The 23846-nt window shown below is 62.1% G+C and carries 26 protein-coding genes; 18 read left to right on the top strand and 8 right to left on the bottom strand.

Features of this window, described 5'->3' with window-relative positions; translation table 11 throughout:
- The 11 genes from VGE27_RS03150 to VGE27_RS03100 all read left to right on the top strand — a co-directional run.
- Nucleotides 1-781 (top strand): hypothetical protein (locus VGE27_RS03150; protein WP_331048178.1); only part of this gene is annotated, 781 nt, incomplete at its 5' end.
- Between the two features lie 90 nt (nt 782-871).
- Nucleotides 872-1366 carry a gamma carbonic anhydrase family protein gene (locus VGE27_RS03145; RefSeq protein ID WP_331048177.1) on the top strand — a complete coding sequence of 165 codons (495 nt, stop codon included), beginning with the start codon at nt 872-874 and terminating at the stop codon, nt 1364-1366.
- 545 nt (nt 1367-1911) lie between these two features.
- A complete protein-coding gene (locus VGE27_RS03140) occupies nt 1912-4482 on the top strand; it encodes a vitamin B12-dependent ribonucleotide reductase (RefSeq protein WP_331048176.1) in 2571 nt (856 codons plus the stop codon).
- A 312-nt stretch (nt 4483-4794) separates the two neighbouring features.
- Entirely contained in the window at nt 4795-5100 is a 306-nt protein-coding gene (locus VGE27_RS03135) for a hypothetical protein (RefSeq protein WP_331048175.1), read from the top strand.
- A gap of 337 nt (nt 5101-5437) precedes the next feature.
- Nucleotides 5438-6550 (top strand): hypothetical protein, encoded by a 1113-nt coding sequence (locus tag VGE27_RS03130; protein ID WP_331048174.1) that lies wholly within the window; start codon nt 5438-5440, stop codon nt 6548-6550.
- A 103-nt stretch (nt 6551-6653) separates the two neighbouring features.
- Entirely contained in the window at nt 6654-7250 is a 597-nt protein-coding gene (locus VGE27_RS03125) for a hypothetical protein (RefSeq protein WP_331048173.1), read from the top strand.
- A gap of 221 nt (nt 7251-7471) precedes the next feature.
- On the top strand, nt 7472-7771 hold the full coding sequence (locus tag VGE27_RS03120; protein ID WP_331048172.1) for a type II toxin-antitoxin system RelE/ParE family toxin: 300 nt from the start codon (nt 7472-7474) through the stop codon (nt 7769-7771).
- A gap of 103 nt (nt 7772-7874) precedes the next feature.
- On the top strand, nt 7875-8990 hold the full coding sequence (locus VGE27_RS03115; RefSeq protein WP_331048171.1) for a helix-turn-helix transcriptional regulator: 1116 nt from the start codon (nt 7875-7877) through the stop codon (nt 8988-8990).
- A gap of 28 nt (nt 8991-9018) precedes the next feature.
- Complete coding sequence (locus tag VGE27_RS03110) at nt 9019-9540, top strand: hypothetical protein (RefSeq protein ID WP_331048170.1); 522 nt, start codon at nt 9019-9021, stop codon at nt 9538-9540.
- 103 nt (nt 9541-9643) lie between these two features.
- Entirely contained in the window at nt 9644-9991 is a 348-nt protein-coding gene (locus VGE27_RS03105) for a DUF2200 domain-containing protein (RefSeq protein ID WP_331048169.1), read from the top strand.
- A 39-nt stretch (nt 9992-10030) separates the two neighbouring features.
- A complete protein-coding gene (locus tag VGE27_RS03100; RefSeq protein ID WP_331048168.1) occupies nt 10031-10900 on the top strand; it encodes a M23 family metallopeptidase in 870 nt (289 codons plus the stop codon).
- Nucleotides 10901-10957: 57 nt separating this feature from the next.
- Here VGE27_RS03100 and VGE27_RS03095 read toward each other — a convergent pair whose 3' ends face one another.
- Complete coding sequence (locus VGE27_RS03095) at nt 10958-12481, bottom strand: serine hydrolase domain-containing protein (RefSeq protein WP_331048167.1); 1524 nt, start codon at nt 12479-12481, stop codon at nt 10958-10960.
- 328 nt (nt 12482-12809) lie between these two features.
- Here VGE27_RS03095 and VGE27_RS03090 point away from each other — a divergent pair, with 328 nt between their 5' ends.
- From VGE27_RS03090 to VGE27_RS03080, 3 genes are all read left to right on the top strand, one after another.
- On the top strand, nt 12810-13145 hold the full coding sequence (locus VGE27_RS03090) for a metalloregulator ArsR/SmtB family transcription factor (RefSeq protein ID WP_331048166.1): 336 nt from the start codon (nt 12810-12812) through the stop codon (nt 13143-13145).
- Between the two features lie 86 nt (nt 13146-13231).
- The gene (locus tag VGE27_RS03085; protein WP_331048165.1) at nt 13232-13654 is read left to right on the top strand and encodes an SRPBCC domain-containing protein; all 423 of its coding nucleotides are present in this window, start codon (nt 13232-13234) and stop codon (nt 13652-13654) included.
- A gap of 19 nt (nt 13655-13673) precedes the next feature.
- Nucleotides 13674-14171: a DinB family protein gene (locus VGE27_RS03080; RefSeq protein ID WP_331048164.1), complete on the top strand. Its 498-nt coding sequence runs from the start codon at nt 13674-13676 to the stop codon at nt 14169-14171.
- A gap of 18 nt (nt 14172-14189) precedes the next feature.
- On the opposite strand, the gene VGE27_RS03075 is transcribed toward VGE27_RS03080, so the two are convergent.
- Entirely contained in the window at nt 14190-14966 is a 777-nt protein-coding gene (locus VGE27_RS03075) for an NADPH-dependent F420 reductase (RefSeq protein ID WP_331048163.1), read from the bottom strand.
- A gap of 112 nt (nt 14967-15078) precedes the next feature.
- On the opposite strand from VGE27_RS03075, the gene VGE27_RS03070 reads away from it, so the two are divergent.
- Nucleotides 15079-16146: an NAD(P)-dependent alcohol dehydrogenase gene (locus VGE27_RS03070; RefSeq protein ID WP_331048162.1), complete on the top strand. Its 1068-nt coding sequence runs from the start codon at nt 15079-15081 to the stop codon at nt 16144-16146.
- A 6-nt stretch (nt 16147-16152) separates the two neighbouring features.
- On the opposite strand, the gene VGE27_RS03065 is transcribed toward VGE27_RS03070, so the two are convergent.
- The gene (locus VGE27_RS03065) at nt 16153-17895 is read right to left on the bottom strand and encodes a hypothetical protein (RefSeq protein ID WP_331048161.1); all 1743 of its coding nucleotides are present in this window, start codon (nt 17893-17895) and stop codon (nt 16153-16155) included.
- Nucleotides 17896-18302: 407 nt separating this feature from the next.
- On the opposite strand from VGE27_RS03065, the gene VGE27_RS03060 reads away from it, so the two are divergent.
- The 3 genes from VGE27_RS03060 (at nt 18303) to VGE27_RS03050 (ending at nt 20265) form a co-directional block, all read left to right on the top strand.
- Nucleotides 18303-18767 (top strand): Rrf2 family transcriptional regulator, encoded by a 465-nt coding sequence (locus tag VGE27_RS03060; protein ID WP_331048160.1) that lies wholly within the window; start codon nt 18303-18305, stop codon nt 18765-18767.
- A complete protein-coding gene (locus tag VGE27_RS03055) occupies nt 18757-19665 on the top strand; it encodes an NAD(P)/FAD-dependent oxidoreductase (protein WP_331048159.1) in 909 nt (302 codons plus the stop codon). The genes VGE27_RS03060 and VGE27_RS03055 overlap by 11 nt, the downstream gene beginning before the upstream one ends.
- Before the next feature lie 96 nt (nt 19666-19761).
- Complete coding sequence (locus tag VGE27_RS03050; RefSeq protein WP_331048158.1) at nt 19762-20265, top strand: hypothetical protein; 504 nt, start codon at nt 19762-19764, stop codon at nt 20263-20265.
- A gap of 52 nt (nt 20266-20317) precedes the next feature.
- Here the strand turns inward: VGE27_RS03050 and VGE27_RS03045 are convergent, their stop codons facing one another.
- The 5 genes from VGE27_RS03045 to VGE27_RS03025 form a co-directional block, all read right to left on the bottom strand.
- Nucleotides 20318-21157 (bottom strand): hypothetical protein, encoded by an 840-nt coding sequence (locus tag VGE27_RS03045; protein WP_331048157.1) that lies wholly within the window; start codon nt 21155-21157, stop codon nt 20318-20320.
- 181 nt (nt 21158-21338) lie between these two features.
- Nucleotides 21339-21974: a hypothetical protein gene (locus VGE27_RS03040; RefSeq protein ID WP_331048156.1), complete on the bottom strand. Its 636-nt coding sequence runs from the start codon at nt 21972-21974 to the stop codon at nt 21339-21341.
- The gene (locus VGE27_RS03035; protein WP_331048155.1) at nt 21971-22576 is read right to left on the bottom strand and encodes an isoamylase early set domain-containing protein; all 606 of its coding nucleotides are present in this window, start codon (nt 22574-22576) and stop codon (nt 21971-21973) included. Before VGE27_RS03035 ends, VGE27_RS03040 begins: the two co-directional genes overlap by 4 nt.
- Nucleotides 22569-23105, bottom strand: a complete 537-nt coding sequence (locus tag VGE27_RS03030; protein WP_331048154.1) for an RNA polymerase sigma factor — start codon at nt 23103-23105, stop codon at nt 22569-22571. Before VGE27_RS03030 ends, VGE27_RS03035 begins: the two co-directional genes overlap by 8 nt.
- Nucleotides 23106-23185: 80 nt before the next feature.
- The coding region (locus VGE27_RS03025; RefSeq protein WP_331048153.1) for a glycogen-binding domain-containing protein at nt 23186-23846 on the bottom strand (661 nt) is incomplete at its 5' end.

Below are 23846 nucleotides of genomic sequence, written 5' to 3'. Positions count from 1 at the left end.
GTTTTTTGCCGATGTCGATTCGGCGCTGGGGCCGGCCAATTCTGCGTTGCGTGTGGGCACGCGCTATCCGTCGATCTTCGTGAATGGCAGCTTCGCCACGGCCCGTCAGGCGGGACGGGCGGTGTCGCTCGAAGAAGGTTTTGCCATTGCGCACAACACCACGTACCGCTGGCGTGAGGACGCGCCGGGGGCAACCGGCTCGTGGCGTACCGTGCTCAATGCGCGCGGTTATATCCCGCTGCCCCTGCCGGGTTATTCACGGCATGCACTCGCTTTGCGCACCACCGCAGGCATTGCCGACACCAAGAGCGGGTCCGACTTCAGTGTGGGCGGTGTGAGTGGCGTGAGTGCGGAGCTGATGCCGGGGGTGATGTTCGGCGATCCGTCACGTTCCTTCCCCGTGCGTGGTGTGGCGCCAGGGGTGCAGCGTGGCATTCGCGCGCTGGGAGGCACGGTGGAGTATCGTGCGCCGCTGGTGATGTTCAGTCGGTTGCCGAGTCCGTTCACGCTGTATACCGATCGCGCGTCGCTGGTGGTGTTCAGTGATGCGGCGCGGGCGTGGTGTCCGTCGGCGCTGGCGGCGACGAATACGATTGTGTGCAATCGTGTCGGCGAGCGGGATGGATGGATGGCGTCGGCGGGCGCGGAGTTGATACTCGATGTGGCGGTGCAGTATGACACGCCGTATCGGGTGCGGATTGGTGGGGCGGCGCCGTATGTGGCGCCGGCGGGGATCCGGCGGGGTGGGGCGTTTTATGTGTCGCTGGGGGGGTATTTCTGATTTGCAGGACGTAGTGGGTTGCAGGCGGATGAGTTTTAGGCTGTAGGCTGCAAGTGGTGGGTGAACTGCGAGCGTGGAGGAGAGTGGGTGATGGCGAAGGCGTACATACATGAGACGGCGGTGGTGCTTGGGCGGGTTTCGCTCGGCGAGGACACCAGTGTTTGGCCTACCGCAGTCATTCGAGGGGATGTAGAACAGATCACCATCGGCGCGCGCAGCAATGTGCAGGACGGTGCGGTGATTCACGCAGATCCTGGAAAGCCAACCGTCGTGGGCGAGGACTGTGTGATCGGGCATCGCGCGGTGGTGCATGGCACCACGCTCGAAGACGGTGTGCTGGTGGGGATGGGCGCGGTGTTGCTCAACGGCGTGCGCGTGGGCACGGGGAGCATCATTGCGGCGGGCGCGGTGCTCACCGAAGGCACGCAGGTGCCGGCGGGGTCATTGGTGGTCGGTGTGCCGGGTCGCGTAGTACGAACATTGGACGCGGAACAGCGGGGGAAGATCCTCGACAACGCGGCGAGGTATGTCGAGTTGGCACAAAAGCACCGCCATGGCGAGATCGGGCGGGTGCGGTCGGAGTAGGTGGCGGGTTCTAGGGGGCTTGGTGATAGGTGGTAGGTTTGGGGTGGTAGGACGGGGCAGGGAATTGTGAATGGGGGCAAATGGGGATCAGCTGTGTGAGAGCAGGCAAATGCAGCAAAGGCTCGTGAAATTCATCACAAGTAGACCTTTTGTCTCATGTCGAGTTGGTGCGGCGTTGGTGACGTTCCCGAGACCGTTTGCTGACGTGTAAAGACCTGTCATGCAACGACTTGAACGACTACATTTCTTGTGTCACCGTCATGATACACGGTGATCATATCACAGAATCTTCCGGTCGGGTTCGCCACACCGCACAAAGCTTCTCGCGGTGGACAACTCACCTGCCCGCGCAGGTACGTGATGTGGCAAATGCAAGTGAGCGTCCGGTAAGGCGTTAGCTTGCGACTTGCGCGGTCTCACGAACGGAGGCACCATACGCCCCCGCTCGGACCTTGGACCGCTTCCGGGGACGCACTCGGAACGCCGTAGCGAACGCATCAGCGATCGCCCAAGCCACACGCCAAAACAGCAGGAGCCCCGTCGAAATGCCCTTCTCCGCGACGCCCCCGGAAGGTCTGGTCACGTTGTCCGCGAACGCGCGCACCGTCCTGGAAAAGCGCTACCTCGTGAAGGACAAGTCCGGGAAGCCGGTGGAGAAGCCGGAAGACATGTTCTGGCGGGTCGCCACGACGGTGGCCGAGGCGGATCGCCGCTACGGCGCGTCGGACGGCGCGGTGCAGGCGATCGCCGAGGAGTTCTACTTCCTCATGACGCAGCGCCGGTTCGAGCCGAATTCGCCCACGCTCATGAACGCCGGTCGCCCCCTGGGGCAGCTGTCGGCCTGTTTTGTGTTGCCGGTGGACGACGCGCTCAGCAACGGCCAGAGCGGCATCTATGATACGCTCCGCAGCATGGCGCTCATCCATCAGAGCGGCGGCGGCACGGGCTTCTCGTTCTCGCGCCTGCGTTCGCGCGGCAGCATGGTGCGCTCGACCACTGGCGTGGCGTCGGGCCCCGTGTCGTTCATGCAGCTCTACGATGCCAGCACGGATGCGGTGAAGCAGGGCGGCACGCGTCGCGGCGCCAACATGGGCATCCTGCGCGTCGATCACCCCGACGTGATGGAATTCATCGCGTGCAAGGAAGACCTCACCAAGATCACCAACTTCAACATCTCGGTGGGCATCACCAACAAGTTCATGGACGCCGTGAAGGCGGACGCGAACTACGATCTGGTGGACCCGGTGTCCAAGAAGACCACGGGCCAGCTGCGCGCGCGCGAAGTGTGGGACAAGATGATCCTGGGCGCGTGGCGCACGGGCGAGCCGGGCGTGTTCTTCATCGACGAAGCCAACCGCTACAACCCGGTGCCGCACCTCGGCGACTACGAAGCCACCAACCCGTGCGGTGAGCAGCCGCTGCTGCCGTACGACGTGTGCAACCTTGGCTCGGTGAATGTCGGCCACTACGTCAGCAATGGCGTGGTCGACTGGGAAGCGATGCGCCGCGATATCGCGCTCAGCACGCACTTCCTCGACAACATCATCGACGTCAACAAGTACCCGCTCCCCGAGATCGACGCGCTCTCCAAGCGCATCCGTCGTATCGGTCTGGGCGTGATGGGCTTTGCCGACATGCTCGTGCGTCTCGGCATCCCGTACGACAGCGCCGAAGGCGTGGAGATGGGCCGCAAGGTCATGGAGTTCCTCGACGTCGAGGGCAAGAAGGAAAGCGAGCGCCTGGCGCGTGAGCGTGGCGCGTTCCCCGAGTGGGCGCAGTCCATCTGGGGCCCGGACGAAACGTGTGCGCGTGATGCCGGCGGCGAGCGCATCCGTCCCATGCAGCTCCTCCGCAATTGCAACGTCACCACGGTGGCGCCCACGGGCACCATCTCCATCATCGCCGGCTGCTCGTCGGGTCTCGAGCCGCTGTTCGCCGTGGCGTTCATGCGCAATCAGGCTGGCGTGATGATGCCGGACGTGAACGAAGACTTCGTGGCCATCGCGAAGGCCGAAGGCTGGTACAGCGACGAGCTCATGGAGCGCATCGCCAAGACCGGCAGCGTGCAGCATGCCGAAGTGCCGGCCAAGTGGCAGACGGTGTTCAACACGGCGAACAACATCTCGCCCGAATACCACATCCGCATGCAGGCCGCCTACCAGCTCCACTGCGACTCGGCCATCTCCAAGACCACCAACTTCGGCTTTGCCGCCACGGTGGATGACGTGCGTGCCATCTATGAGATGGCGTACGACATGAAGTGCAAGGGCGTCACCGTGTACCGTGACGGTTCGCGCGACAATCAGGTGCTCAGCACCGGCGCCACGCAGGACGCCGCCGCCAACCGTGAGAGCGCGAAGGCCGCGGTGAACGGTGAAGCGCCCAAGGCGGACGCCAAGGCCGATGTGACGCTCAAGCGCGAGATCGGCGAGCTGCAGGGCACGATCGCCGAACTGCAGAACGAACTCGATCGCACCAAGAAGGCGCTGTTCAGCGCGGAAGCCGAGAGCGCGAGCCGTCGTGGCAAGCGTGCGCGTCCCGACGTCATGCGCGGCACGACCATCCGCAAGGAAACGCCACTCGGCACGATGTTCGTGAACATCACCGAAGACGAGAAGGGACAGCCGTTCGAAGTGTTCCTCAGCCTCGGCAAGGCCGGCGGCAGCGCCATGGCCGACGCCGAGGCCATCGGCCGCCTGGTGTCGCTCGCGCTGCGCTCCGGTATCTCGGTGCAGGAGATCCACCGCCAGTTGCGCGGCATCTCGTCCGACCGTGCTGTGGGCCTGGGCCCGAACAAGGTGCTCTCCATGCCCGACGCCATCGGCATCGCGCTGGAAACGTGGCTGCGTGAGAAGCAGGGTGTGCAGCAGGACCTGCTGAACGGAGGCAGCCCCGCCGTGGGTCAGGGCCCGGTGAACTCGCTGAGCGCGCCGACGCCGGCGGCTGGAGTGCCGGTGACGCGTCCGCCGATGGCCGAGCAGATGCAGCCGCAGATCGAGTTCGGGAAGGTCGGTGGCGAGGTGTTCATGGGCACCTGCCCGGACTGCGGTTCACAGCTCGAGTTCGCGGAAGGGTGCGTGAAGTGTCATGTGTGTGGGTTCTCGGAGTGCGGCTGAGGTATCGCTTGCTCTGAGTGAGAAGTGCAACGCCGCCGGACCCGAGAGGGGACGGCGGCGTTGCTATGTTCTGCTAGCACCTCTTCTTCGGTTCGAGCGAAATGCTGTGTTGCCGAAGTGCGGTAGTAGTAGCAGTCTAGCGGGAAATGACGACCTCGTTTGCTCCTACTGGATCGCGGGACTAGGCGCGTAGGTGATGATAGTCCTAACTACTTGGCTGCATCGGCAATCATCGCAGTTCTCACCCCTTGTCCATACACAGAACAGGGAATCTCAATGGCTGGCAGGCGAAAGACTGTAAGCGAACGACGAATGGAACAGCAGGAAGCGTATGAGCGTGCTTGGCGAGATTTCCTGCCCAAGCTGCAGGCGGTGAAGTCACTTGATGACGCCCTTCAACTGCACGGACAGGCACCTCCAGTCGGTTCGCCAAGTCGCCCTTTCTACTCAAACTTTGGCTTCTTTCTCCACTATTCATCGCCACCGCACGGTGCAAGCTCGACTGAGCTCTTGCAGTACCTTCGTATCCTGCGATGCTTGCGGGACGAGGGAAGTCTGAAAGAAGAAGCTTTTGGTGAGCTTGAGCGGCTGTTTAAGGCGGCCAGCGAGTACCAATGACTTCCAGTTGTACAAGCAAAAAATGAGCATGATCTAAAGCGAGTAGCCTGCCAATGACAGTTACGAGAGAGATTCCCAGGCTCATTCGAGCTAAGGTGGATCCCAGTGTTGTTGGCTAGCCTATGAACCTCATACCGGGAAGCTGTCTACAATGACTCAGGTACTGCTACCAGCCGTCGTAAATGAAACCAAGACTGTTGTCACGCAGCTCGCGAATGCACTCGGTGTACCTCGCACTGCACTGGCTTCCGACGAAGCAATATTGCATGCATTCGAAGCGCTGCCCCGGCTCCTAACCAGGGTTCCGCCCGCGCAGAGGAGTGAACTTCTTGCGCGCATGTGTGTCGCTGTATCTACAGGTCTGTTCGATGCAGCGATCAACTATATCTGGAATGCCGCTGTTTTGGAGCTTCGTCGAAAGGTGCGTGATTTTGGCCTTCAAGTTGTTGCGCAAATCAGAGGTGGCGCCTTTGATGAACGTGCACTTGTAGAGCTTAAGGATAGTGAGCTTGTCGGACTATGTCTTAGGCACAACCTAATCACGGAGGACGGGCATTTCTTTCTTGATCAGTGCCGAGAAGTCCGAAACAACTTCTCCGCAGCTCACCCGCCAATGGGTACTTTGGATGAGTATGAAGTGCTCCGATTTACAAGCGCGTGCATAAGGTATGCGCTAGAAGACGAGACCAACCCAAGGGGCGTAGATACACGAGCATTTTTGACTGCACTACGAGCGGGCCGCTTCAATGCTCCGCAGTTGCAAAGATGGGTTGAATTGCTCACTGGAACTCACGAAGCTCAGCGAGACCTACTTTTCTCAATGCTCCACGGTCTCTATTGTGATCCGGCGAGCTCACAGGAGATTCGCCTAAACTCGCTAGATGTCGTGAGGGCGTTCGCCGAAGAGATGTCAGCTAAGGTGAAGAGTGAGCTAGTTGATCGTCACAGTGGATACCTGGCATCTGGTGACATAAAGCGACAGTCCTCTTCTCAAGACTTCTTTACGCGTCTTGGAATTGCTGCACTTTTTAGTGAGGCTGAACGGCATAGCATTATTACTCGCGCTTGCCAGCGCCTTCTGAACGTTCACCAAGAGTTTAACAATTTCTACAACGAACCGCCATTTGCGGAGCGCCTGCACGAACTTGCTGAGCAGTCAGTGGTTCCGGATTCTGCACTCTTCGAGTTTGTCTGCACGGTGGTCGTGTGTGCCACTGGCAACCAGTACGGGGTATCGAATATGGCACTACCGTACTACGAGTCGATGGTCCGCAACTTTAAGCCGAAGCAAATTGCGATCATGCTAGAGGCTACCGAGACCTATCCCGTGCTGGCCACGCGCTTGAAGCACTATGATGGCTGTCGTCAGCGATTCAGGTCGCTGGTAAGCATCTTGGACAGGCAGTCAGTTCCTTCTGCGCACCAAGCAAGATACGACAGATGGTCTTAGTTGGCTCGGAAGTGTCAAAGGTCTGATGCTACAAATTCAGCGATATGCTGATCGACACACAGCTAGGCCTCGTTCACGCGCATACCTCCATTCGCATATAGAGATGTCTACAGCACTGTGGGCTGCTTTTGGCGGGTTTGTGCTCGGATCAGTTCAAAGCCTCATGCTCGAGTGGGTAAGGGAGCGCGAACGACATCGACGTCAGCTACGCATGTGGCGGAACGAGCTGCGACGTCTTCGGAGTTTTGACGCCCATTTTGCATGGAACGTAGACGCTCTCCCGACCAAAGATGCATTGCCCAATCCTCCTCGGACTACCCCAAGCTATCGTCGTCTACTTGATGAGACAGATTTCTGGGTGACGGATCAGCATAGTGATGACAATACGGGGCATGCGTTGATCAACATCGCTGATGGAGTCGATGTACTAGCGCACTACCATGCAGAGGCGTTGAAGATCTATGAAAACATCAAGACGGTGCGGGACGACGAGCAGGTGGAGCAGTGGACTCGAGTCGTTCGTACGACTCACGCATATGATCTGGAGTCGACGCGATGGATCCAGATTGTAGAGAGTGCTCAGGACGACATCGATCGAAGGCTAGAGCTGGCGGGGGCCTGGTCGCAGCTGGTCCGTCTCTTTCGGCCTATGCCTATTGGTGAGAATCCTCCCCCCCTGCCCCCAATTGATCCACCTTGACGAGCCACCAGATACACTGCGCTCAATTTCTAAGCGATCGACCCCGACCTTAGCGCTTTGCAGACAATGTTTCGTTGACAGTTGTATTGGGCTTGCAGCTACGGACATCGATGCCCAAGTAGAACCTTGAGCACCTGACGTGTAGGTTTGCCGTACTGAAATATAACCCTAGGGGTTATAGGCTCTATTGACAAAATAATCACTCGTGCGCATTTTGCTTCATGCGCATTGAGTTCGCCGACGCGAAGCTCGAACGTCTGGCTGTCGAACCCCGATATATGCACGGGCTCGGTCCAGAGATTGTGAGAGCATACAGAAAGGCGGTTGGCTATCTCGACAGGTGCGTGGATGAGAGAGATATCCGGGCGATTCGCGGTTACCGCTTCAAGCAGCTCGAAGGAAACCGTAGCCATCAATGGTCGATGCGGTTGAACGACCAATGGCGTCTAATCCTCGAGTTCAGGCGTGACGAGGAAGGGAAAGTGATCGTGGTTGTCGATGTCGAAGACTACCATCGCTGACCCGGTGCGGGTGCACTGACTCGTGACCGTAGTGATGGGCTACGGTCCCAACTGGAGATCAAACGACGACGCCCGCCGATTGGGCGTGTGGGAGAGAGCAGCGATGGGCATCGCCTTGGCGGAGGTGTTTGCACCTGGTGAGTACCTCCGCGATGAGCTGGAGGAGCGTGGATGGACTCAGGAAGAGTTCGCAGAGATCATCGGGAAGTCATTCAAGCAGGTCAACGAATTGCTCAGTGGACGCGCGACACTGACAGCACCCATGGCGCAGGCGATTGCAGCGGCACTCGATACCAGCCCTGAAGTGTGGCTTGGGATCGAAAATGCCTACCGGCTCGCTCAGGCAGAACCGGTGTCAGACGATATCGCGCGCCGCGCTAAGCTGCGGGGGGAGTATCCTGTTCGTGATCTGCAGAAGCGCGGTTGGATTCCGAAGACCAAAGACGTCGAAGAGCTCGAACGGGCGGTACTGGCATTCTACCAGATTCGTTCTATAGATGAACAGACACCCTTTGCATGCGCCGCGAAAAGGAGCGAATACGCGACGCCGTTGACGCGCATTCAGGAAGCTGTCCTGCTGCGGGTGCGCGAACTCGCGCAACACGTTCAGGTGGCAGCGTATACCGAGCGAAAGCTTCGAGACTGCTTGGAATCGTTCCGGCTGCTGATGCACGAACCAGAAGAGATTCGGCATGTGCCGAAGTTGCTTGCTGACGCGGGCGTGCGGTTTGTGATCTGCGAACCATTCACGGGATCGAAACTAGATGGTATCTGCACCTGGCTTGATGACAAGTCGCCGGTCATCGGTATGACTCTTCGTCTCGATCGAATCGACAATTTCTGGTTCGTCCTTCGACATGAGTGCGAGCATATCCTTCGCGCAGACGGACGCGATACCGGGTTTGTTATCGACGATGAGGTGGGCGCTATCTTGGGAGCGGATCTTCCAGAGGCGGAGCAGGCAGCGAATGCAGCTGCGGAGGAGTTTCTCGTACCACGAAAGAGACTCGAAGATTTCATCAACCGCGTCGGGCCGTTGTTCTCCAAGACGCGTGTCGTTGGATTGGCACTGACACTCGGCGTCCATCCTGGTGTGGTTGTGGGACAATTGCAGAGAAAGCTTCAACGCTGGGACCTGTTTCGCCCGCTTCTTGTGAAGGTGCGCCACATACTGACCCCTGTGGCGCTCACTGACGGCTATGGACACGTGATCGTCTAGTTCGCTCGAACCAACCCGGAGTGCACCGATGAGCTACGCCAAACGGATGCGTCAGCATTTTCGTGAGTACGAAGCCGCAGGCAATCCAATGCCTGCGGATCTAAACGACGTGTACGAATGGGCGCGCAGGACTGGACGTTGGGAACCCCCAATTGAACTCGCGCGGCGTGCATTCGTGGAAGACATGAGTCGTGCACTTCGCGAAGACTATTTCACGGATGATACCGGACATCGTGTTCGTGCAATGCATCCAGCAGCGACCACGAGGAACGGAGCACAGTACCATTTGTGGCAGGATGCTCGGACTGCAACTCACGCGCACATGAGTGCTGCCTTCGCAGGACGTCGTAACGGCGTCGTCGGTGACCTCAAGCAACTCAAGACCGACGTAGATTGGTACAATCGGACGTTCGCTGATCGCCCGGACATTCAATTAGTGTTGAACTTCGAGGACGACATCGCGGAACTCGAGGCTGCTGAAGCGCGGGCACGTGAGGTCGCTGGCCGCCGCAGTCGACGTGTTACTTCGGACGTGCAGCAGGTGGCATAGCTCAAGTTGATCCCGGTCCTGTCGACCATCACACGGACACGGTCGCGTCAAGAATCAGCTGTGTTTGCGCTGCTGTTACCTGACCGCCTGTTCTTTGACCACTATGACCCACCGCATCTTCACCAGCAAATTCTCCGGCGTCTATCCGCACTACGTCACCAAGGCGGAGAAGAAGAACCGGACCAAGGACGAAGTCGACCAGATCATCCGCTGGCTCACCGGCTATGATCAGGCAGCGCTCGAGGCGCATCTCGCTTCGGGCACGGACTTCCAGACCTTCTTCGGCCAGGCGCCGGCCATGAACCCCAACACGGCCCTCATCAAGGGCGTCGTGTGCGGCGTGCGCGTGGAAGACGTAGAAGATCCGCTCATGCAGCAGATCCGCTGGCTCGACAAACTCGTCGACGAGCTGGCCAAGGGGAAAGCCATGGAGAAGATCCTCCGGAAGTAGTTCTCAGTAACCTCGGCGGTTCATGGTGTACCATTGGAGATGGCGACCATCTCCGCTCTGCTCCTCATCGCACTGTCACTGACATCGGCGCCCAAAGAAACACAGCCGCCCACATGTCAGTCGGCCACCATTCGCACCACACCGGCCGTTCCGCGGGCGGGTACGCTCTTTCGCATGGCGATGCGCTGGGAATCTGGTGCACAGCCGCCCGCGTCTACCGTCGCAGGCGAGACGCTGCACTGGCGCGCTGCAGGTGATTCGCTCGTCGCCATCGCGGCGGCCCCCATCGATTCCGCACTGGGCGTGACACTCACGCTCACCTGCGACGGTCAGCCGCCACGCACACTGCGCCTCACCACCGACGCGGGCACCTACCGTCTCGAGGCGCTGCGCGTCGCCCCTCGCTTCTCTGCCACCCCCGACTCGGCGCTCGCCGCACGGCAGGCCAGGGAAGCCGAACGCGCGGCAGCGGTGTCTCGCGCCTCACATGATGTGCCGCGCTTGTGGACGCAGCCATTTGTGGTGCCTCGCCCTTCGCGCATCACCAGCGGCTTTGGTAGTGGCCGCACCTTCAATGGCGCCGTGACCAGCCGGCACATGGGCACCGACTACGCGGGTGCCGTGGGCGCGCCGGTGCGTGCGGTCAACCGCGGCGTGGTGCGCCTCGTCGACGCGTTCTACCTCGGCGGCAACGTGGTATACATCGATCACGGCGAGGGGCTGGTGACGGCCTACCTGCACTTGAGCCGTCAGCGCGTGGCCGAGGGTGATACGGTGGCGCGTGGGCAGATCATCGGCAACGTGGGCGCAACGGGACGCGTGACGGGGCCGCATCTGCACCTCATCACGCGGTTCGGGATGGTGACCGTCGATCCGCTCAGTGTGATTGGACGTTCGCCTGGCAGCTGAGCAACGCATGCTGATGCTCGGTTCTCACGCTGACGAGAATCCGATAGCGGGCTGACGTCAGGGCTGGTGCGCCAGAAAACGCATGATGCGGAAGATGATGTTCTGCGCTGCAGGTGCATCGTAGTTGCCCAGCACGGCGACAGTCCAAGAGCCGTCGCTGAACCAGAACACACCACCGTCGATCCCCGAGCTGGCGCCACCACCACCATGGCCTGCTGACGGGCGACGAACACCGGCGGGACCATTGAAGGCATACGTGAAGAATCCGTAGCCATAGTTGTCCGCTGGTGCTCCACGTGTGCTGCTGATGTGTGCCCACACCGCCGGTGACAGCAACTTCCCGCTGCGAAGCGCTGCGGCGAAACGGGTGAGATCCTGCACCGTGGAGAACTGACCACCCGCGCCGCCGCCACGTTGCCCTCGACTCGCCCAGAATGGGCGACGTGGCTGCGCACCGATCGGGTCATCGTTGAACCAACCATACCCCACGGCCCGATCGTCGGCGGGATCGTCCACCACACCCCAGTCGGTGTGGGTCATGCCGGCAGGTTCCCAGATATTGGTGCGCACGTACTCGTCGAACGGCATACCGGACACCTTCTCCACCACGGCGGCCAACAGTGTGAACCCCGCATTGCTGTATTGCCAGCGTGTGCCTGGCTCGAATGACAATGTCTGTCCGGCAAATGCGGGCACAAGCGTCATGGCCCGTTGAGTACGCCAGTCAGAGGGCCGTGTTGCTGGTGCCGACGGACCGAAGCCGAGGCCGGACGTGTGCGTGAGCAAGTTCTGGATGGTGATGCGGCGTGCGATGGCAGAATCGGGATACTCCGGCAACACGATGCCCAGCGTATCGAGAAAGCGTAGTCGCCGAGCCTGAACCAACTGCGCGATGGCCACGGCGGTGAACATCTTCCCCTGCGAGCCAATGTGAAAGCGCGTGGTCGCCGTATTGGGGATGCGGAACCCTCGGTGCGCGAGTCCGTGTGCCTCTTCGAACAACACCGAATCGCCATGCATCACCCGCACCACGCCGGAGAATTCGTCGTGTTCAACCGAGCGCCGAAGATGGTCACGGATGGTATCACGCACAGCGCTCAGGGGGAGTGCGGTTGTGGGCCATGTCCCATCGGCGGCTGCGTCGGCAAGAGGATAGGCGTGCCATCCGGAGATCACTGGACGCTGATTCGGTCCGGGTTCGAAGCCAAGCCCGAGGCGCGCGAGACGGCCAGTGCTGCGAAGACGGGCATTCACGAGCACCCAGGCTTCGCCAGTGACCTGCTCCACGATCAGTCCACCGCTGGCGCGCTGCACGGTGCGGTACAGCGCGAAGATGTCGTCACGATAGCGCGGATAGATCGATGGTAGATATGTGGAATCCGCCCAGCGACGGATGCGCGTGGTGTCACCGCTGTTGATGGCCTCGACCAGGGCGCGCGCGACTTGTTGTTCGGTGGAAGCACCGAAGGTGACCGCGGCGGCCGATTGCGCGAGACCACCGGACGGGCTCCCCAACAAGAACCCGGCAATACCGAGCCGCAGGATACATGAGCAATGGCAAAACACACGACGCAAGGACATGGCAGGGTGGGATGGGATGAACGGAGAGCCCACAATACGACAGCATCAACACCCATCTGGTTGACCCTCGCACCGGCACGAGTTGTCACGTTGTTGTCATCGAGCTCCCACAGGGTGCGCTGAGGTGAACACGGTGCGCATAGAGCTCTCACCATCGGTGTGAGTTGGGCCGGGCCGTAGGCAAGCTTGGCTGACTGCGGCGGGAACGCAGACAGTGCCGTATCTGTGCCTTTCTGCTCCGTTTCCGTGTCATCTGTGTTCCCCCCGCTGTACCCCCCCCTTTCGGTTGCCATGTGACATATGCCGATAACGGAATATAATTGAACGCATGCCCCGTGCTGCTACCACGTCCGACGCGTTCAATGCCATCGCCGAGCCGCGGCGACGGGATATCCTCACCTTTCTGGCGTATGCGGAGCGGCCGGTGAGCGAGATCGTGGATGGGCTACAGATGGGGCAGCCGTCGGTGTCCAAACACCTGCGCGTGCTGCTGGAAGTGGGATTGGTGGATGTGCGCCGCGAAGGACGGCAGGCGTTCTATCGCACCAACACCACGCACATCAAGGCCATCCACGAGTGGACGCGGCTCTTCGAGCGGCATTGGCAGAATCAACTGCAGCGCATCAAGACGCGCGCCGAACGCACGGCTGCGGCCAAGCAGTAGCGCACCTCTCCTTCCACTCCTCTTCCCTGGAGCTTCAGATGCCATCGGCCCCCGCAGGTGCAGCGCCACCGAATTCGCTTGCCGACATGATGCTCGACGTTTCGCAGGAGACGCGCGTGCGCGCATCCATCGAAGACACGTTCGAGGCGTTGCTCGAAGAACTCGGGCCGGCCAATCGTGGCATGGCCGATGCGCCCATGCCCATGGTGCTGGAGGCACATCCGGGCGGTCGCTGGTATCGCGACCTGGGCCATGACAACGGCCATTGGTGGGGGCAGGTCCAGGCCATCCGGCGCCCGAATCTGCTGGAGATCAGTGGTCCCCTCATGATGTCGTTCGCCGTGTCCAACAACCTGCAGTATCGCCTGCGTGTGGACGGCGACGAAACCGTGCTCACACTCAAGCACACCGCGCTCGGTCTCTTTCCCGATGGATACCGCGATGCGCTGATGGAAGGATGGGCGAGTATCGCTCTGCGACTGCAGGCGCGTTTCACCACCCAACATTGAACCAAACACTGAGCCCATCATGTCGATCGCCGAAGCGATGATTCAGGAACTCGAGATGGAAGCGGTGACCACACGCCGTGCGCTCGAGCGGGTGCCCGATGCGCACCTCAATTGGGCACCGGCCGCCAAGACGCGCACACTCGGTCAGCTCGCAATGCATATCGCCGGCAATCCCGGTGGCGTGGTGGGTTTGGTGGTGAACAATCCCGCCGAGTTGCCAGGCTTTGGCGATGTCTCGCCCACCTCGACAGCCGAAGTGCTGAAACTGCTCGACGAAAGCGTGGCGTCCGCCAGGCAGATCCTATCTGGCCTCTCCGATGCCGACATGACCGAGATCTGGCGTGTGCACTTCAACGGTACCGAGATCATGGCCCTGCCGCGCATCGCTTTCTTGCGGTCGGTGTTCCTCAATCACTGGTATCATCACCGCGGACAGTTGACCATCTACCTGCGGTTGCTCGATGTGCCAGTGCCGTCCATCTACGGGCCGAGCGCGGACGAGAATCCGTTCGCGTAAGCGAGGCTCTCCTTCGTCTCAGATAGACGCCGGCAACCCCAGCATGACGCGCACGCGTGGCGCCGTGGTGTTGGCACGGAACGCGGACGTACCATGCTCGAAGTCTTTCGCGGCCGTCAGGTTGCCGGCCACCACCGGCTCACAACCAGCATCGCGTACCAACCGCTCGGCGATGCGCATCGCCGCCGCGTCATTGCCGGCGATGGGCACGCCCAACTTGTCACTGGTCCGTTCGGCGGAACTGGCGATGGCAGTGGCGTCCACGCAGCTGAATGCGCGCACCAGACGCGTCCCGGTGAGCAGGCGCGCCGATGTGGCGGCCACGCCGTCCTTTCGGGCCGCGCGACTGGCTTCGTCGTCTGCCGTGGCGGATGCATTGCACGCATCGAGCACCACCTTGCCGCGCCACGCCGTGCGGAGATCGCGGCCGAGCTGGGGCAGGGCTTCGTAGGGCACAGCCACCAAAATCACATCGGCAAATTCAGCGGCCTCACGTGGGGTACCGGTGGATGCCCGCGAGCCGAACCGGCGGGCCATCTCCACCAACTCCTCCGGGTGGCGTGACGAGAACATCACCTCGTGTCCGGCGCCCACCAGAATGCGGCCCACGGTGCCGCCCAGTGAGCCCGAGCCGATCACACCGATGCGCATGGGTTCTGAGAGCGACAGGGCCGAGTCGTCCCGCAGGCAGCGGGCGCACCAGGCGCGCAGTGCGGCTGGTGTGAGCGCTACCCCTGCCAGTCCGAGCATTCCAAAGGTGCCGATGGCGCGGCGTCGCGACATGGGTTGGGACATGGCGTTGCTCCAGCGATTGTAAAGCGCAGCTTGATACCGTGCGTTGCGGAATGTGCTGTATAACACATGAACAACCGTGCTGTTTCATCGGGTCCCAATACCCGGAGCACTGATGTCATCGACCATTCCCACGTTCGAGGCCCGCGCCTACGCCGCGTCGAGCCCGACGTCTTCCCTCGAATCCTCCACCATCGCCCGGCGCGTCCCGCTTGCCACGGACGTGCAGATCGAAATCCTGTACTGCGGGGTGTGTCATTCCGACCTGCACACCGCGCGCGACGAGTGGCACAGCGCGATGCCCACGCAATATCCCTGCGTTCCAGGGCATGAAATCGTCGGTCGGGTCACGCAGGTGGGTGCGGATGTGACCGGCTTCAAGGTCGGTGACCTGGCGGCCGTGGGCTGCCTCGTCGATTCCGATGGTACGTGCCCGCACTGCGCCAATGGCGACGAGCACTATTGCGCACAGCAGGTGCTCACCTACAACGCCCCCGATCGCCATCTCGGTGGCGTCACGCTGGGTGGCTACTCCAGCAGCGTGGTGGTGGACCAGCGTTTTGTGTTGCGTGTGCCGGAGTCGCTCGACCTGGCCGCGGCGGCGCCGCTGCTCTGCGCGGGTATCACCACCTACTCACCGCTGCGCCAGCACGGCGTGACGGCGGGCAAGAAGGTGGGCATCGTGGGGCTGGGCGGTCTGGGCCACATGGGTGTGAAGTTCGCCAAGGCGTTTGGCGCTGGGGTGGTGGTGTTCACCACGTCGCCGCACAAGCGTGACGATGCCAAGCGGCTGGGCGCCGACGATGTGGTGGTGTCCACCGATGCGGCCGACATGGCGCGTCACGCCGGCACGTTCGACTTCATCCTCGACTGTGTCTCGGCCAAGCACGATGTGAACGCGCTGCTGGGTCAGCTCAAGACCGAGGGCCGCCTGACCTTCGTGGGTGCGCCGGAGAAGCCGATGGAAGTCAGCTCTTTCGCGCTCATCTTTGGTCGGCGCCAGATTTCGGGCTCCAACATCGGCAGCATCGCGGAAACGCAGGAGATGCTGGACTTTTGCGGTGAACACGGCATCACGGCTGATGTGGAAGTGATTCCAGTGTCGCGTGTGAACGAAGCGTACGAGCGGGTGCTGCGTTCCGACGTGAAGTATCGCTTCGTGCTGGATATGAGCACGCTCTGATCACCATCAGCGCACGCGGATGACCCGGGACGCTTCAGCGGTTCGTCCGCTGGACGTTTTGGCTACGATGCTCACGATGTGTTCACCGGCCGAGATCCGTGAGAGGTCGATCTTCATGGCTCGCGAGACAATGCGGATCGTGGAAGATGGGGTGGCGGGTTCTCCACCACGCTGACTCGGGTCGAGCCAGCTGATCGTCACGCCATCAGGTGGGGCGTCCATCAGACGCAGTGTCGAAGCAGCGCGTCGGAGAAATCCGCCGCGCTGTTTTGGTTCGATGGCGATGGCGAAGCGCACACTGTCTGTGGTGGGGAGTCCATACGCTTCCCAGTAGATGCCCACGGGAGTGCGGCGGTCCATGTTCAGCGTGGGCAGCATGCGGGGCAGCAGCGATTCCACACCGGTTGGCAGCTCCGCATCGTTGGCAAAAAACAGAACCGGTTCGGACACCCCGATGGAATCGCGGTGAAGCGAGGCCAGTGTTTGCGGCATGCGATATCCCTGGCGCATGCGCGTGAGTCTTCGGTCGTCCTTCGCGCCAGAGAAGAGCTCCAGTGCCACGAGGCCGGCCGTTGGCGCGATATGCCCTTCCACCACGGCAATCGTGTCCGTGGTGTTCGTTGTGGAGCCAATGCGCACGACCGAGTCCGGGCCGGGACTGATAAGGAACGACAGAGTGTCTCTGCCTGCCGTGATCTGTCCGGTTGCTGTGTGAGTTGCACCGAGATGCAGTGCTGCCGCCATCCGCACATTGTCTTGTCTGCGGAACGTGGCGATCTGCCAATCGGTGAACTGGGCCAGGCGGAGGTTGGGTAAAGCCATGTGCTCCCGCGGCCACCAGAGCGCAGTGCCGAGACGACGATTCTCCATCGACGCGGGCGGCCCGAGCGTCCAGGAATCGGCCGGAATGTCGAGTACGTCCATCGCCAGCAAATCTGGCGCTCCCAGAGTCACCCGCGGCCAGGTGTATTCTGCCGTCGCATAGGGAGCGAGATCGGGTGAGTCCCTCTCCGCAAGATATGAGGCGTGTTCTCGATCCAGCTTGAACCCTTGCCACGCGCTGATGGACGGCCACCCATACCGAACGATGAGGTCCGTCGCCGGAACACCGCCAGTAGATGGCTCCCAATGAAAGCGCTCGTCTCGTGACGTGGCTGACTGCAGTATGACGGAGACCTGACGCGACAGGTGGGTCACTCGTCGCTCGTTGAGTGGCGTGCTCAGTGCAGGATCGGCCATCCACAGGTACTGTTGCGCCAGCGAATCCCGCACGCTGCATGGCAAGGCGAGATAGTTGTCGCGAACATCGCTGGCCAGCAAAGTGGATATGTCGGTGAACGAACAGCGCTCGCGCATGGACATTCCGCCGAGTGCGTTGGCGAAATGCGCCTCGGCCTCGGTCTGATCGCCTGTCGTGTACGCGATGTGCCCTCGCAGCATCCCGCACAACCAGGGCGCCGTCGTGCAGTCTTTCAATGCATCCCGCGCGGGGGCAGCCTGCCCGGCCTCGAGCAGAAAGCGAATCTGCTGGCCGAGGATCCAACCGTCCTCAGGGGCCGCCCGTTTCGCCTCGGCCAGCACCTTGAGCAAGTCTTCGCGCTCTCTGGCGAGCTTGGGGGCCAACTCCGGCGAGGTATAGAGGCCATTGGGGGCCATAGCGAGCACCTCGTCCGCGATCTCCGTGATCAACCAACTGGGGCAGATCGAATAGGCGTGCGGCGTGGGCATCGCGAGATAGCCTGAGCTCATACGCCACTCACGAACCACTGACCGCCCCGGGGGATGACAGTGTGTCAATAGCTGCCGCGTGCCGTTGATCGATCGCCTGTCGGCGCGACTCCGCGAGGATTCACTGCGTTTCCAGATATCGCGTGCTTTCTCGGAGAATGACTGCACGGCTTCCTGCGCCGTGCTGCGTGCCTTGCGCGCCTGTGGCGAAGGGTTCTGCGCGAATACCGTCGATGTGACAACAGCCAGGCCCGCGATCAAGCGAAAACCGGTGTGCAATGCAGTGCGCAATGAGCAGCAAGACAAGACAACCTCCGGGACAGGGCGTCAAATCCGTACCCTCCAACACTACCGTCTGGAACACGATCCCGCCCCCAAACGGCCTCGGGGAGCTTGCAATTGTGTGCATATGTAATAATAATAGTTACATGAAACGCGACAGCCGTCTCTCCGGCGTACTCCACGTGCTGCTGCACATGGCGGAGCATGAAGGTCCCAGCACCTCCGAAACGCTGGCCCGCGCCATGGACACCAATCCCGTCGTGGTGCGTCGCGTCATGGCGGGGCTGCGCGAGCGCGGCTTCGTGCGCTCGGAGAAGGGGCATGGCGGTGGCTGGACCATCGCCTGTGACCTGGACCAGGTGACTCTGCGCGATGTGTACAACGCACTCGGCGAGCCGCAATTGCTCTCCATCGGCAATCGCTCCGACCATCCGCGCTGCCTGGTGGAGCAGGCCGTGAATGCCACGCTCGGGGACGCGTTCGCCGAAGCCGAGGCCTTGCTGCTGCAGCGATTCAGCGAAGTCACGCTGGCCGAGCTGAGTGCGCACTTCCACGAACACTTCGCGCGGCGCGGACGCTCGGCCGCCATCGAGAAGAGTCATGTCGAATAACACGCGGCCCATCGATGTCATCGTCGTAGGTGGTGGCTTTGCAGGGCTGGCCGCGGCCACCTATCTCGCGCGCGCTCGTCGCAAGGTGCTGGTGCTCGACACCGGCAAGCCTCGCAATCGCTTTGCCCACGCGTCACACGGATTTCTCGGGCAGGACGGCCGAAATCCAATGGATATTCTGGCTGACGCCCGCGCGCAGCTCCTGAGCTACTGGAATGTGCAGGTGCTACACGACGAGGCGACTTCAGCTCGGCCAACCGACAACGGCTTCGCTGTGACACTGGCGTCGGGGCAGGAGCAGGTGGCGAGCAAACTGTTGCTTGCATTCGGTCTGCACGATACGCTGGACAACATTCCGGGACTGCAGGAACGCTGGGGACGTTCGGTGCTGCATTGCCCGTACTGCCATGGCATCGAGTTCAGCGATCGTCCACTCGGCGTGTTGTATCGTACGCCGATGTCGGCGCATCAGGCGCTGCTCATCGCCGAGTGGGGACCGACTACCCTGTACCTCAATGGGGCGACACTCGAGGCGGAAGACGCGGAGAAGCTGGCGGCGCGCGGCGTAGCGGTGGAGCCGGCGCGCGTGACGCGACTGGTGGGAGAGGACGACGCGCTGTTGGCTATCGAACTGGAAGGCGAGCGGCATCGTGCCATCGAGGCGCTGTATGTTGCGCCGCAGTCCACGCTGTCCAGTCCTCTGGCCATGCAACTGGGACTGGGTATCGACGATGGACCGATGGGCGAGATGATCCGCACCGACAACCACCGCATGACCACATTGGACGGTGTGTACGCGGCGGGCGATATCGCGCGGGCGCCGCACAGCGTGAGCTGGGCCGTGGCCGATGGTGTCACCGCCGGTACGTCGATTCACCGCAATCTGGTGTTCGGCTAGCGCAACGGGTCGGTCAAGGCGCTGGCGCAGCGTGTGGCGGGCGGTCAGCTTCCGGGCATTCGGTAGCACCTCATCACACCATCTGCCCGCACCACCATGGTCCTCAGCAAGGACGAACTCGTTGGCCTCCTGACGCATGAAGTGAACGTGCTGCGTCACCTCGTCTCCAAGATCGACGCCTCGGCCGTCGATTCCCGTCCCACTGAAGGACAGCGCAGCTCCATCGAGCTGGTGCGCTACCTGGTGATGCAGGGACCGGCGTTGGTGAACGCGATCAAGGCCGGCGCATTCGACGGCGCGGCGTGGGGTGCAGTGCAGGCAGAGGTCGGCGCCAAGGACCTGGCGGGGCTCGACGCGATGCTGGCCGAGCAGCCGGCGTGGTTCGCGGAACATGTGGGCAGCATGACGGATGACGAGATGCGCGGCGTCATTCAGTTGTTCGCCGGTCCGGCCACGCGAGGCACCTACATCGTGAGTCTGGTGCTGGCCAACTATGCGGCGTATCGCACGCAGCTCTTCTGTTATCTCAAGCTGTGTGGTCAGACGGACCTGACGACGTCAAACCTGTGGCGCGGCCTGGACGCGCCGCCCAAGGCGTGACACACGAACGGCCGGCATCTGCACGATGCCGGCCGTTTTTTTTATCGTTCCGCTACTGATAGATCTTCTTGATCAGTCGGAGTTGATGATGCATGGTGGATTGGTATGGTGCGCTGTAGGTGAAGTTGGCCGATCCCCATTCACTCGCCGCGGGTGTCACCACTTCCAGTCGGTACCGTGAGGCGGGCATGTCGCGAAACGCGACGTTGCCGTTGGCGTCCGATGTCGCGGTGGCCAATACAACAGGCGCAGGCGCCGGCGACGAACTGTCGGCGGGGGATGCGGGCAGTTGCACAAAACGCACCGTGGCACCAGCGATGGGTGGCGCCACCCACAGCGAGGAATCGCGCAGTACCAGCGAGTCGATCCAGTTTTGCGAGACACGAGCTGTCACGTCGAAGCGGGTGGGACGCGGGCCCGGGGTGGGAGTGCTGTCGGTGGGCACCGAGTCACGTGCGGTCACGGTGAACCGGGCCGTGTCCGCCTTGTCCCCTCGCGAGGCGATGATGAGCGCGACACCGCGCGCGCGCGCGGCGACCGACACGCGCAGTCCATCGGTGGACTGACCCGAATCGGGCAGTACCGTCACCGACGCCACCTGTGGGTTGTTGCTGATCCAGGTTGGACGTGCGCCAGCGACCGGGTTTCCGGCGGCATCGAGAATGCGTGCCTGCACAATGGCACCATAGCCGACGCGCAGTGTGGCGTTGCGCGGATCGACCACGATGGATTCGCCGCTGACCCCATTGATTGCAAGCGTGACCCGGAGTTCGTCCGCTGTGGTGGCGGTGGGCGTGCTTTCGCCACATGCGGCGAACACACCAGCGCCGATCACGGTCGCGGCGAATGATGCGCGAAGTTGCGCGGACAGAGAACGGCCTGCGTGCACCATGTGCTGACTCCTTCAGAATGAACCGGCGATGGGCCGGTGTGAACCGATGACGATGCCTCTTTTGCGTCGCATCATGGCGAGTCGCATGCAGAAGGCAGGGGGCGTCTGCGCGTGATACCTACCGGTTGCCCGCTCGGGTCACTGCCTGTTCACCGCGTCGTTCAATTCTGTCCGACCCGACTCACTCCGGTGTGCGTCCGAGACCGTCCAGTGTGACACGCACACCGGCGTTCACCGCATCGCGTGGCGCACGTCCACGCTGCAGGTCGCGTTCGATGGTGTTGCGAAACGCATTGAGCTCCCCATCACGTGCCCCGCGTCGCAGCAACGATTCCACCGAGGATACCGCCAGATCCGGAGGCACGTTGCGCAGCGTCAGCTCAGCCACCACGGTGAGTGGCATGGTCAACGACGACGTGCCCCGCTTGCGTTGGGTGTCCACAAGTCGCGTGATGTCGGTCGGTGTCACTCCAACGAAGAGGGCACTGGCAGCGGCCTTGAGTTCGTCTTCTCCGGCCGATGCGCCCAGCAGTTGCCGTCCTTCGCGCAGCCGCGCGGCGAGTGATCGCACGGCCGCCAGAATGCGTGCGTCGTCGGCACCCTTGAGCAGGCCCTCGGCCACCTTGTCCCGAATGACATCACCCGGGAGCTTCTCCGTGGCCAGCGAATCGACCAGTCGATCGATTGCTGCGCGTGCGGTGGCACCGAGACGACTCTGTGTGGTCTGCGCCTGCAGCGATGGCCACGCCACCAGGGCGCATATCAGCAACGCCGCCGTGCGCAAAGTCTTGCGTGAAAGACGCGAGCGATCGTTCATTCCCTGCTGCTCACCAGAACCACCGAGTTGGGCATGCCAAAATCCTCTTCGGCTTCCGCCGGGGCAATCGGATCCCGCACAATCTGCCCATCGATCACGAACGCGTAGGTATGACGTCCGCTGCTCAGTGGCAACATGGTGGTCCAGGTGCGCCCGTCGGGCAGGAGCGTAAGTGGTGTGACGTCGGCGTTCCAGCCGTTGAAATCCCCGACGAGACTGACGCGCTGCACGCCGGGCGCCATCACGGCAAAACGAACGCCCATGACGTTGTTCGATGCCGGCATCGACGCAACAAGCGCTGGCCCGGGGCCATTGCCCGAGGCGCCACGTTGACGCACCACATCGGCCAGCATCGCACCTGCCACCATGAAAATGGTGGCTGCCGCGAGCGCGCCAACAGGCGTCACCCGCCACCCGCGTATCGGCCGTGCAGCCGCGGTGCGGGCCCCAGGTGTATCGGCATACGTATCGACATGCATATCGGCCCGCGCGAGCTCGCGCTCGAGCGCGTCGCGCCATGCGTCACGGACTGGTACTTCCTGCTGAAGTTCGGCGATGGCGCGGGTCAGCGCGTCAGGCGGTCGTTCGCTGTCGTCAGACATTGTTGTAGTCCCCGAGTTCCTGTTGCAGGCGACTGCAGGCGCGTTGTACACGCATCTTGAGTGCCGAAACCCCTGTCCCGGTGATGCGGGCAATCTCCACGTATTCCAGTTGTTCGACGTGCTTGAGCAGGAAGGCTTCGCGCTGCTCCACCGGGAGTGTATCGAGAGCGCGCGTGAGCTCCACGCGCAACTCGGTGGCTGGCCCGTGCGACGGCACGCTGGTCCGTGATACGGTCTCGTTGTCCGTGTGCACCCAGCGTGCGCGGCGTGTGCGGGAGAGCAAAGCGGTGCGGCACCGGTTGGCGAGAATGGCAAACAACCAGGTCCGAAAGGCCGTCGTGGTGTCGTACGCGGCCAGCGCCCGGTATGCGCGCACCAGAGTGTCCTGCGTGACCTCTTCGGCGTCCTCGCGCGTGCCCAGCATGCGCGTCGCAAAGCGGAGGCAGCTTGGCGCATGGCGATGCGTGAGCTCCGTGAACGCGTGCACGTTCCCGTCGAGTACCGCGTGTACGAGTTCGGCATCGGTCATGGGCTGCGCGTGATACCTCCCGATGAACGCATGGAGTCACGCATCTCACGCGACTCGCGCGCGATCCTGGAAGTGCAAGGCTACCGCACCGTCACGAGCCCGACTCGTCCTCCAAACTCATCCCGCGCCGTGGGCAGACCCGGCGGCGGTTGCCACGGTGCATCGTCGATGCTGATGTTCAGTCGATAGGTGCCCGCACCGACCGGCAGGACGACCTCCCACCAATCCTCGCGCACGCGGGTCATGGAGACCGGCTCCCACCGGGTGGGTTCGCCGCTCACGCGTACCGTGGCCGCATCGGGGTGCCGGAATCGCAGGCGGAGATGCAGGGAATCCTCGAGCGCGGCTTCGAACGCGAGACGAGGAGACGCCGAGGGTTCTGCAGCGGCCTTCGGATCATCGCGTCGCCACTTGGCTACCTGCATGCTGAGCGAATACACCGCGCGAACGGGCGAGCGAATCTCCGATTGCGTGGGCAACGCGGCAATGCCGGCGCGCACGCTCAGCCAGCGGGATAGCGGGACCTGTGCCTCCGTGCGTCCCCACAGTTGGGCGGCCGATGATCGTGCAGAGGAAAACAGGGTGTCCTGCATGAAGGGCAGTGCACGTACACGCTGATTGACGGTGCTGCCACCGGTGACGTCCAACAGGACCGGGCCGGCGTGGAACTGGAGTCGGGTGCGCACATCGAACGAGCGCAGTTGCGCCTGCGTGGTGATGGTCTGCCTGGATGCCGGCGGT

Source organism: Gemmatimonas sp., assembly GCF_036405635.1.
Taxonomy (GTDB): domain Bacteria; phylum Gemmatimonadota; class Gemmatimonadetes; order Gemmatimonadales; family Gemmatimonadaceae; genus Gemmatimonas.
The sequence above is the reverse complement of the archived record's forward strand: the minus strand, read 5'-3'. Positions and strand labels throughout refer to the sequence as shown.

Excerpts from the sequence above, each read along its gene's own strand:
- VGE27_RS03145 (WP_331048177.1), top strand. The coding sequence starts at position 872 with ATGGCGAAGGCGTACATACATGAGACGGCGGTGGTGCTTGGGCGGGTT.
- VGE27_RS03140 (WP_331048176.1), top strand. The coding sequence starts at position 1,912 with ATGCCCTTCTCCGCGACGCCCCCGGAAGGTCTGGTCACGTTGTCCGCG.
- VGE27_RS03135 (WP_331048175.1), top strand. The coding sequence starts at position 4,795 with ATGGAACAGCAGGAAGCGTATGAGCGTGCTTGGCGAGATTTCCTGCCC.
- VGE27_RS03130 (WP_331048174.1), top strand. The coding sequence starts at position 5,438 with ATGTGTGTCGCTGTATCTACAGGTCTGTTCGATGCAGCGATCAACTAT.
- VGE27_RS03125 (WP_331048173.1), top strand. The coding sequence starts at position 6,654 with ATGTCTACAGCACTGTGGGCTGCTTTTGGCGGGTTTGTGCTCGGATCA.
- VGE27_RS03120 (WP_331048172.1), top strand. The coding sequence starts at position 7,472 with ATGCGCATTGAGTTCGCCGACGCGAAGCTCGAACGTCTGGCTGTCGAA.
- VGE27_RS03115 (WP_331048171.1), top strand. The coding sequence starts at position 7,875 with ATGGGCATCGCCTTGGCGGAGGTGTTTGCACCTGGTGAGTACCTCCGC.
- VGE27_RS03110 (WP_331048170.1), top strand. The coding sequence starts at position 9,019 with ATGAGCTACGCCAAACGGATGCGTCAGCATTTTCGTGAGTACGAAGCC.
- VGE27_RS03105 (WP_331048169.1), top strand. The coding sequence starts at position 9,644 with ATGACCCACCGCATCTTCACCAGCAAATTCTCCGGCGTCTATCCGCAC.
- VGE27_RS03100 (WP_331048168.1), top strand. The coding sequence starts at position 10,031 with ATGGCGACCATCTCCGCTCTGCTCCTCATCGCACTGTCACTGACATCG.
- VGE27_RS03095 (WP_331048167.1), bottom strand. The coding sequence starts at position 12,481 with ATGTCCTTGCGTCGTGTGTTTTGCCATTGCTCATGTATCCTGCGGCTC.
- VGE27_RS03090 (WP_331048166.1), top strand. The coding sequence starts at position 12,810 with ATGCCCCGTGCTGCTACCACGTCCGACGCGTTCAATGCCATCGCCGAG.
- VGE27_RS03085 (WP_331048165.1), top strand. The coding sequence starts at position 13,232 with ATGATGCTCGACGTTTCGCAGGAGACGCGCGTGCGCGCATCCATCGAA.
- VGE27_RS03080 (WP_331048164.1), top strand. The coding sequence starts at position 13,674 with ATGTCGATCGCCGAAGCGATGATTCAGGAACTCGAGATGGAAGCGGTG.
- VGE27_RS03075 (WP_331048163.1), bottom strand. The coding sequence starts at position 14,966 with ATGTCCCAACCCATGTCGCGACGCCGCGCCATCGGCACCTTTGGAATG.
- VGE27_RS03070 (WP_331048162.1), top strand. The coding sequence starts at position 15,079 with ATGTCATCGACCATTCCCACGTTCGAGGCCCGCGCCTACGCCGCGTCG.
- VGE27_RS03065 (WP_331048161.1), bottom strand. The coding sequence starts at position 17,895 with ATGAGCTCAGGCTATCTCGCGATGCCCACGCCGCACGCCTATTCGATC.
- VGE27_RS03060 (WP_331048160.1), top strand. The coding sequence starts at position 18,303 with ATGAAACGCGACAGCCGTCTCTCCGGCGTACTCCACGTGCTGCTGCAC.
- VGE27_RS03055 (WP_331048159.1), top strand. The coding sequence starts at position 18,757 with ATGTCGAATAACACGCGGCCCATCGATGTCATCGTCGTAGGTGGTGGC.
- VGE27_RS03050 (WP_331048158.1), top strand. The coding sequence starts at position 19,762 with ATGGTCCTCAGCAAGGACGAACTCGTTGGCCTCCTGACGCATGAAGTG.
- VGE27_RS03045 (WP_331048157.1), bottom strand. The coding sequence starts at position 21,157 with ATGGTGCACGCAGGCCGTTCTCTGTCCGCGCAACTTCGCGCATCATTC.
- VGE27_RS03040 (WP_331048156.1), bottom strand. The coding sequence starts at position 21,974 with ATGAACGATCGCTCGCGTCTTTCACGCAAGACTTTGCGCACGGCGGCG.
- VGE27_RS03035 (WP_331048155.1), bottom strand. The coding sequence starts at position 22,576 with ATGTCTGACGACAGCGAACGACCGCCTGACGCGCTGACCCGCGCCATC.
- VGE27_RS03030 (WP_331048154.1), bottom strand. The coding sequence starts at position 23,105 with ATGACCGATGCCGAACTCGTACACGCGGTACTCGACGGGAACGTGCAC.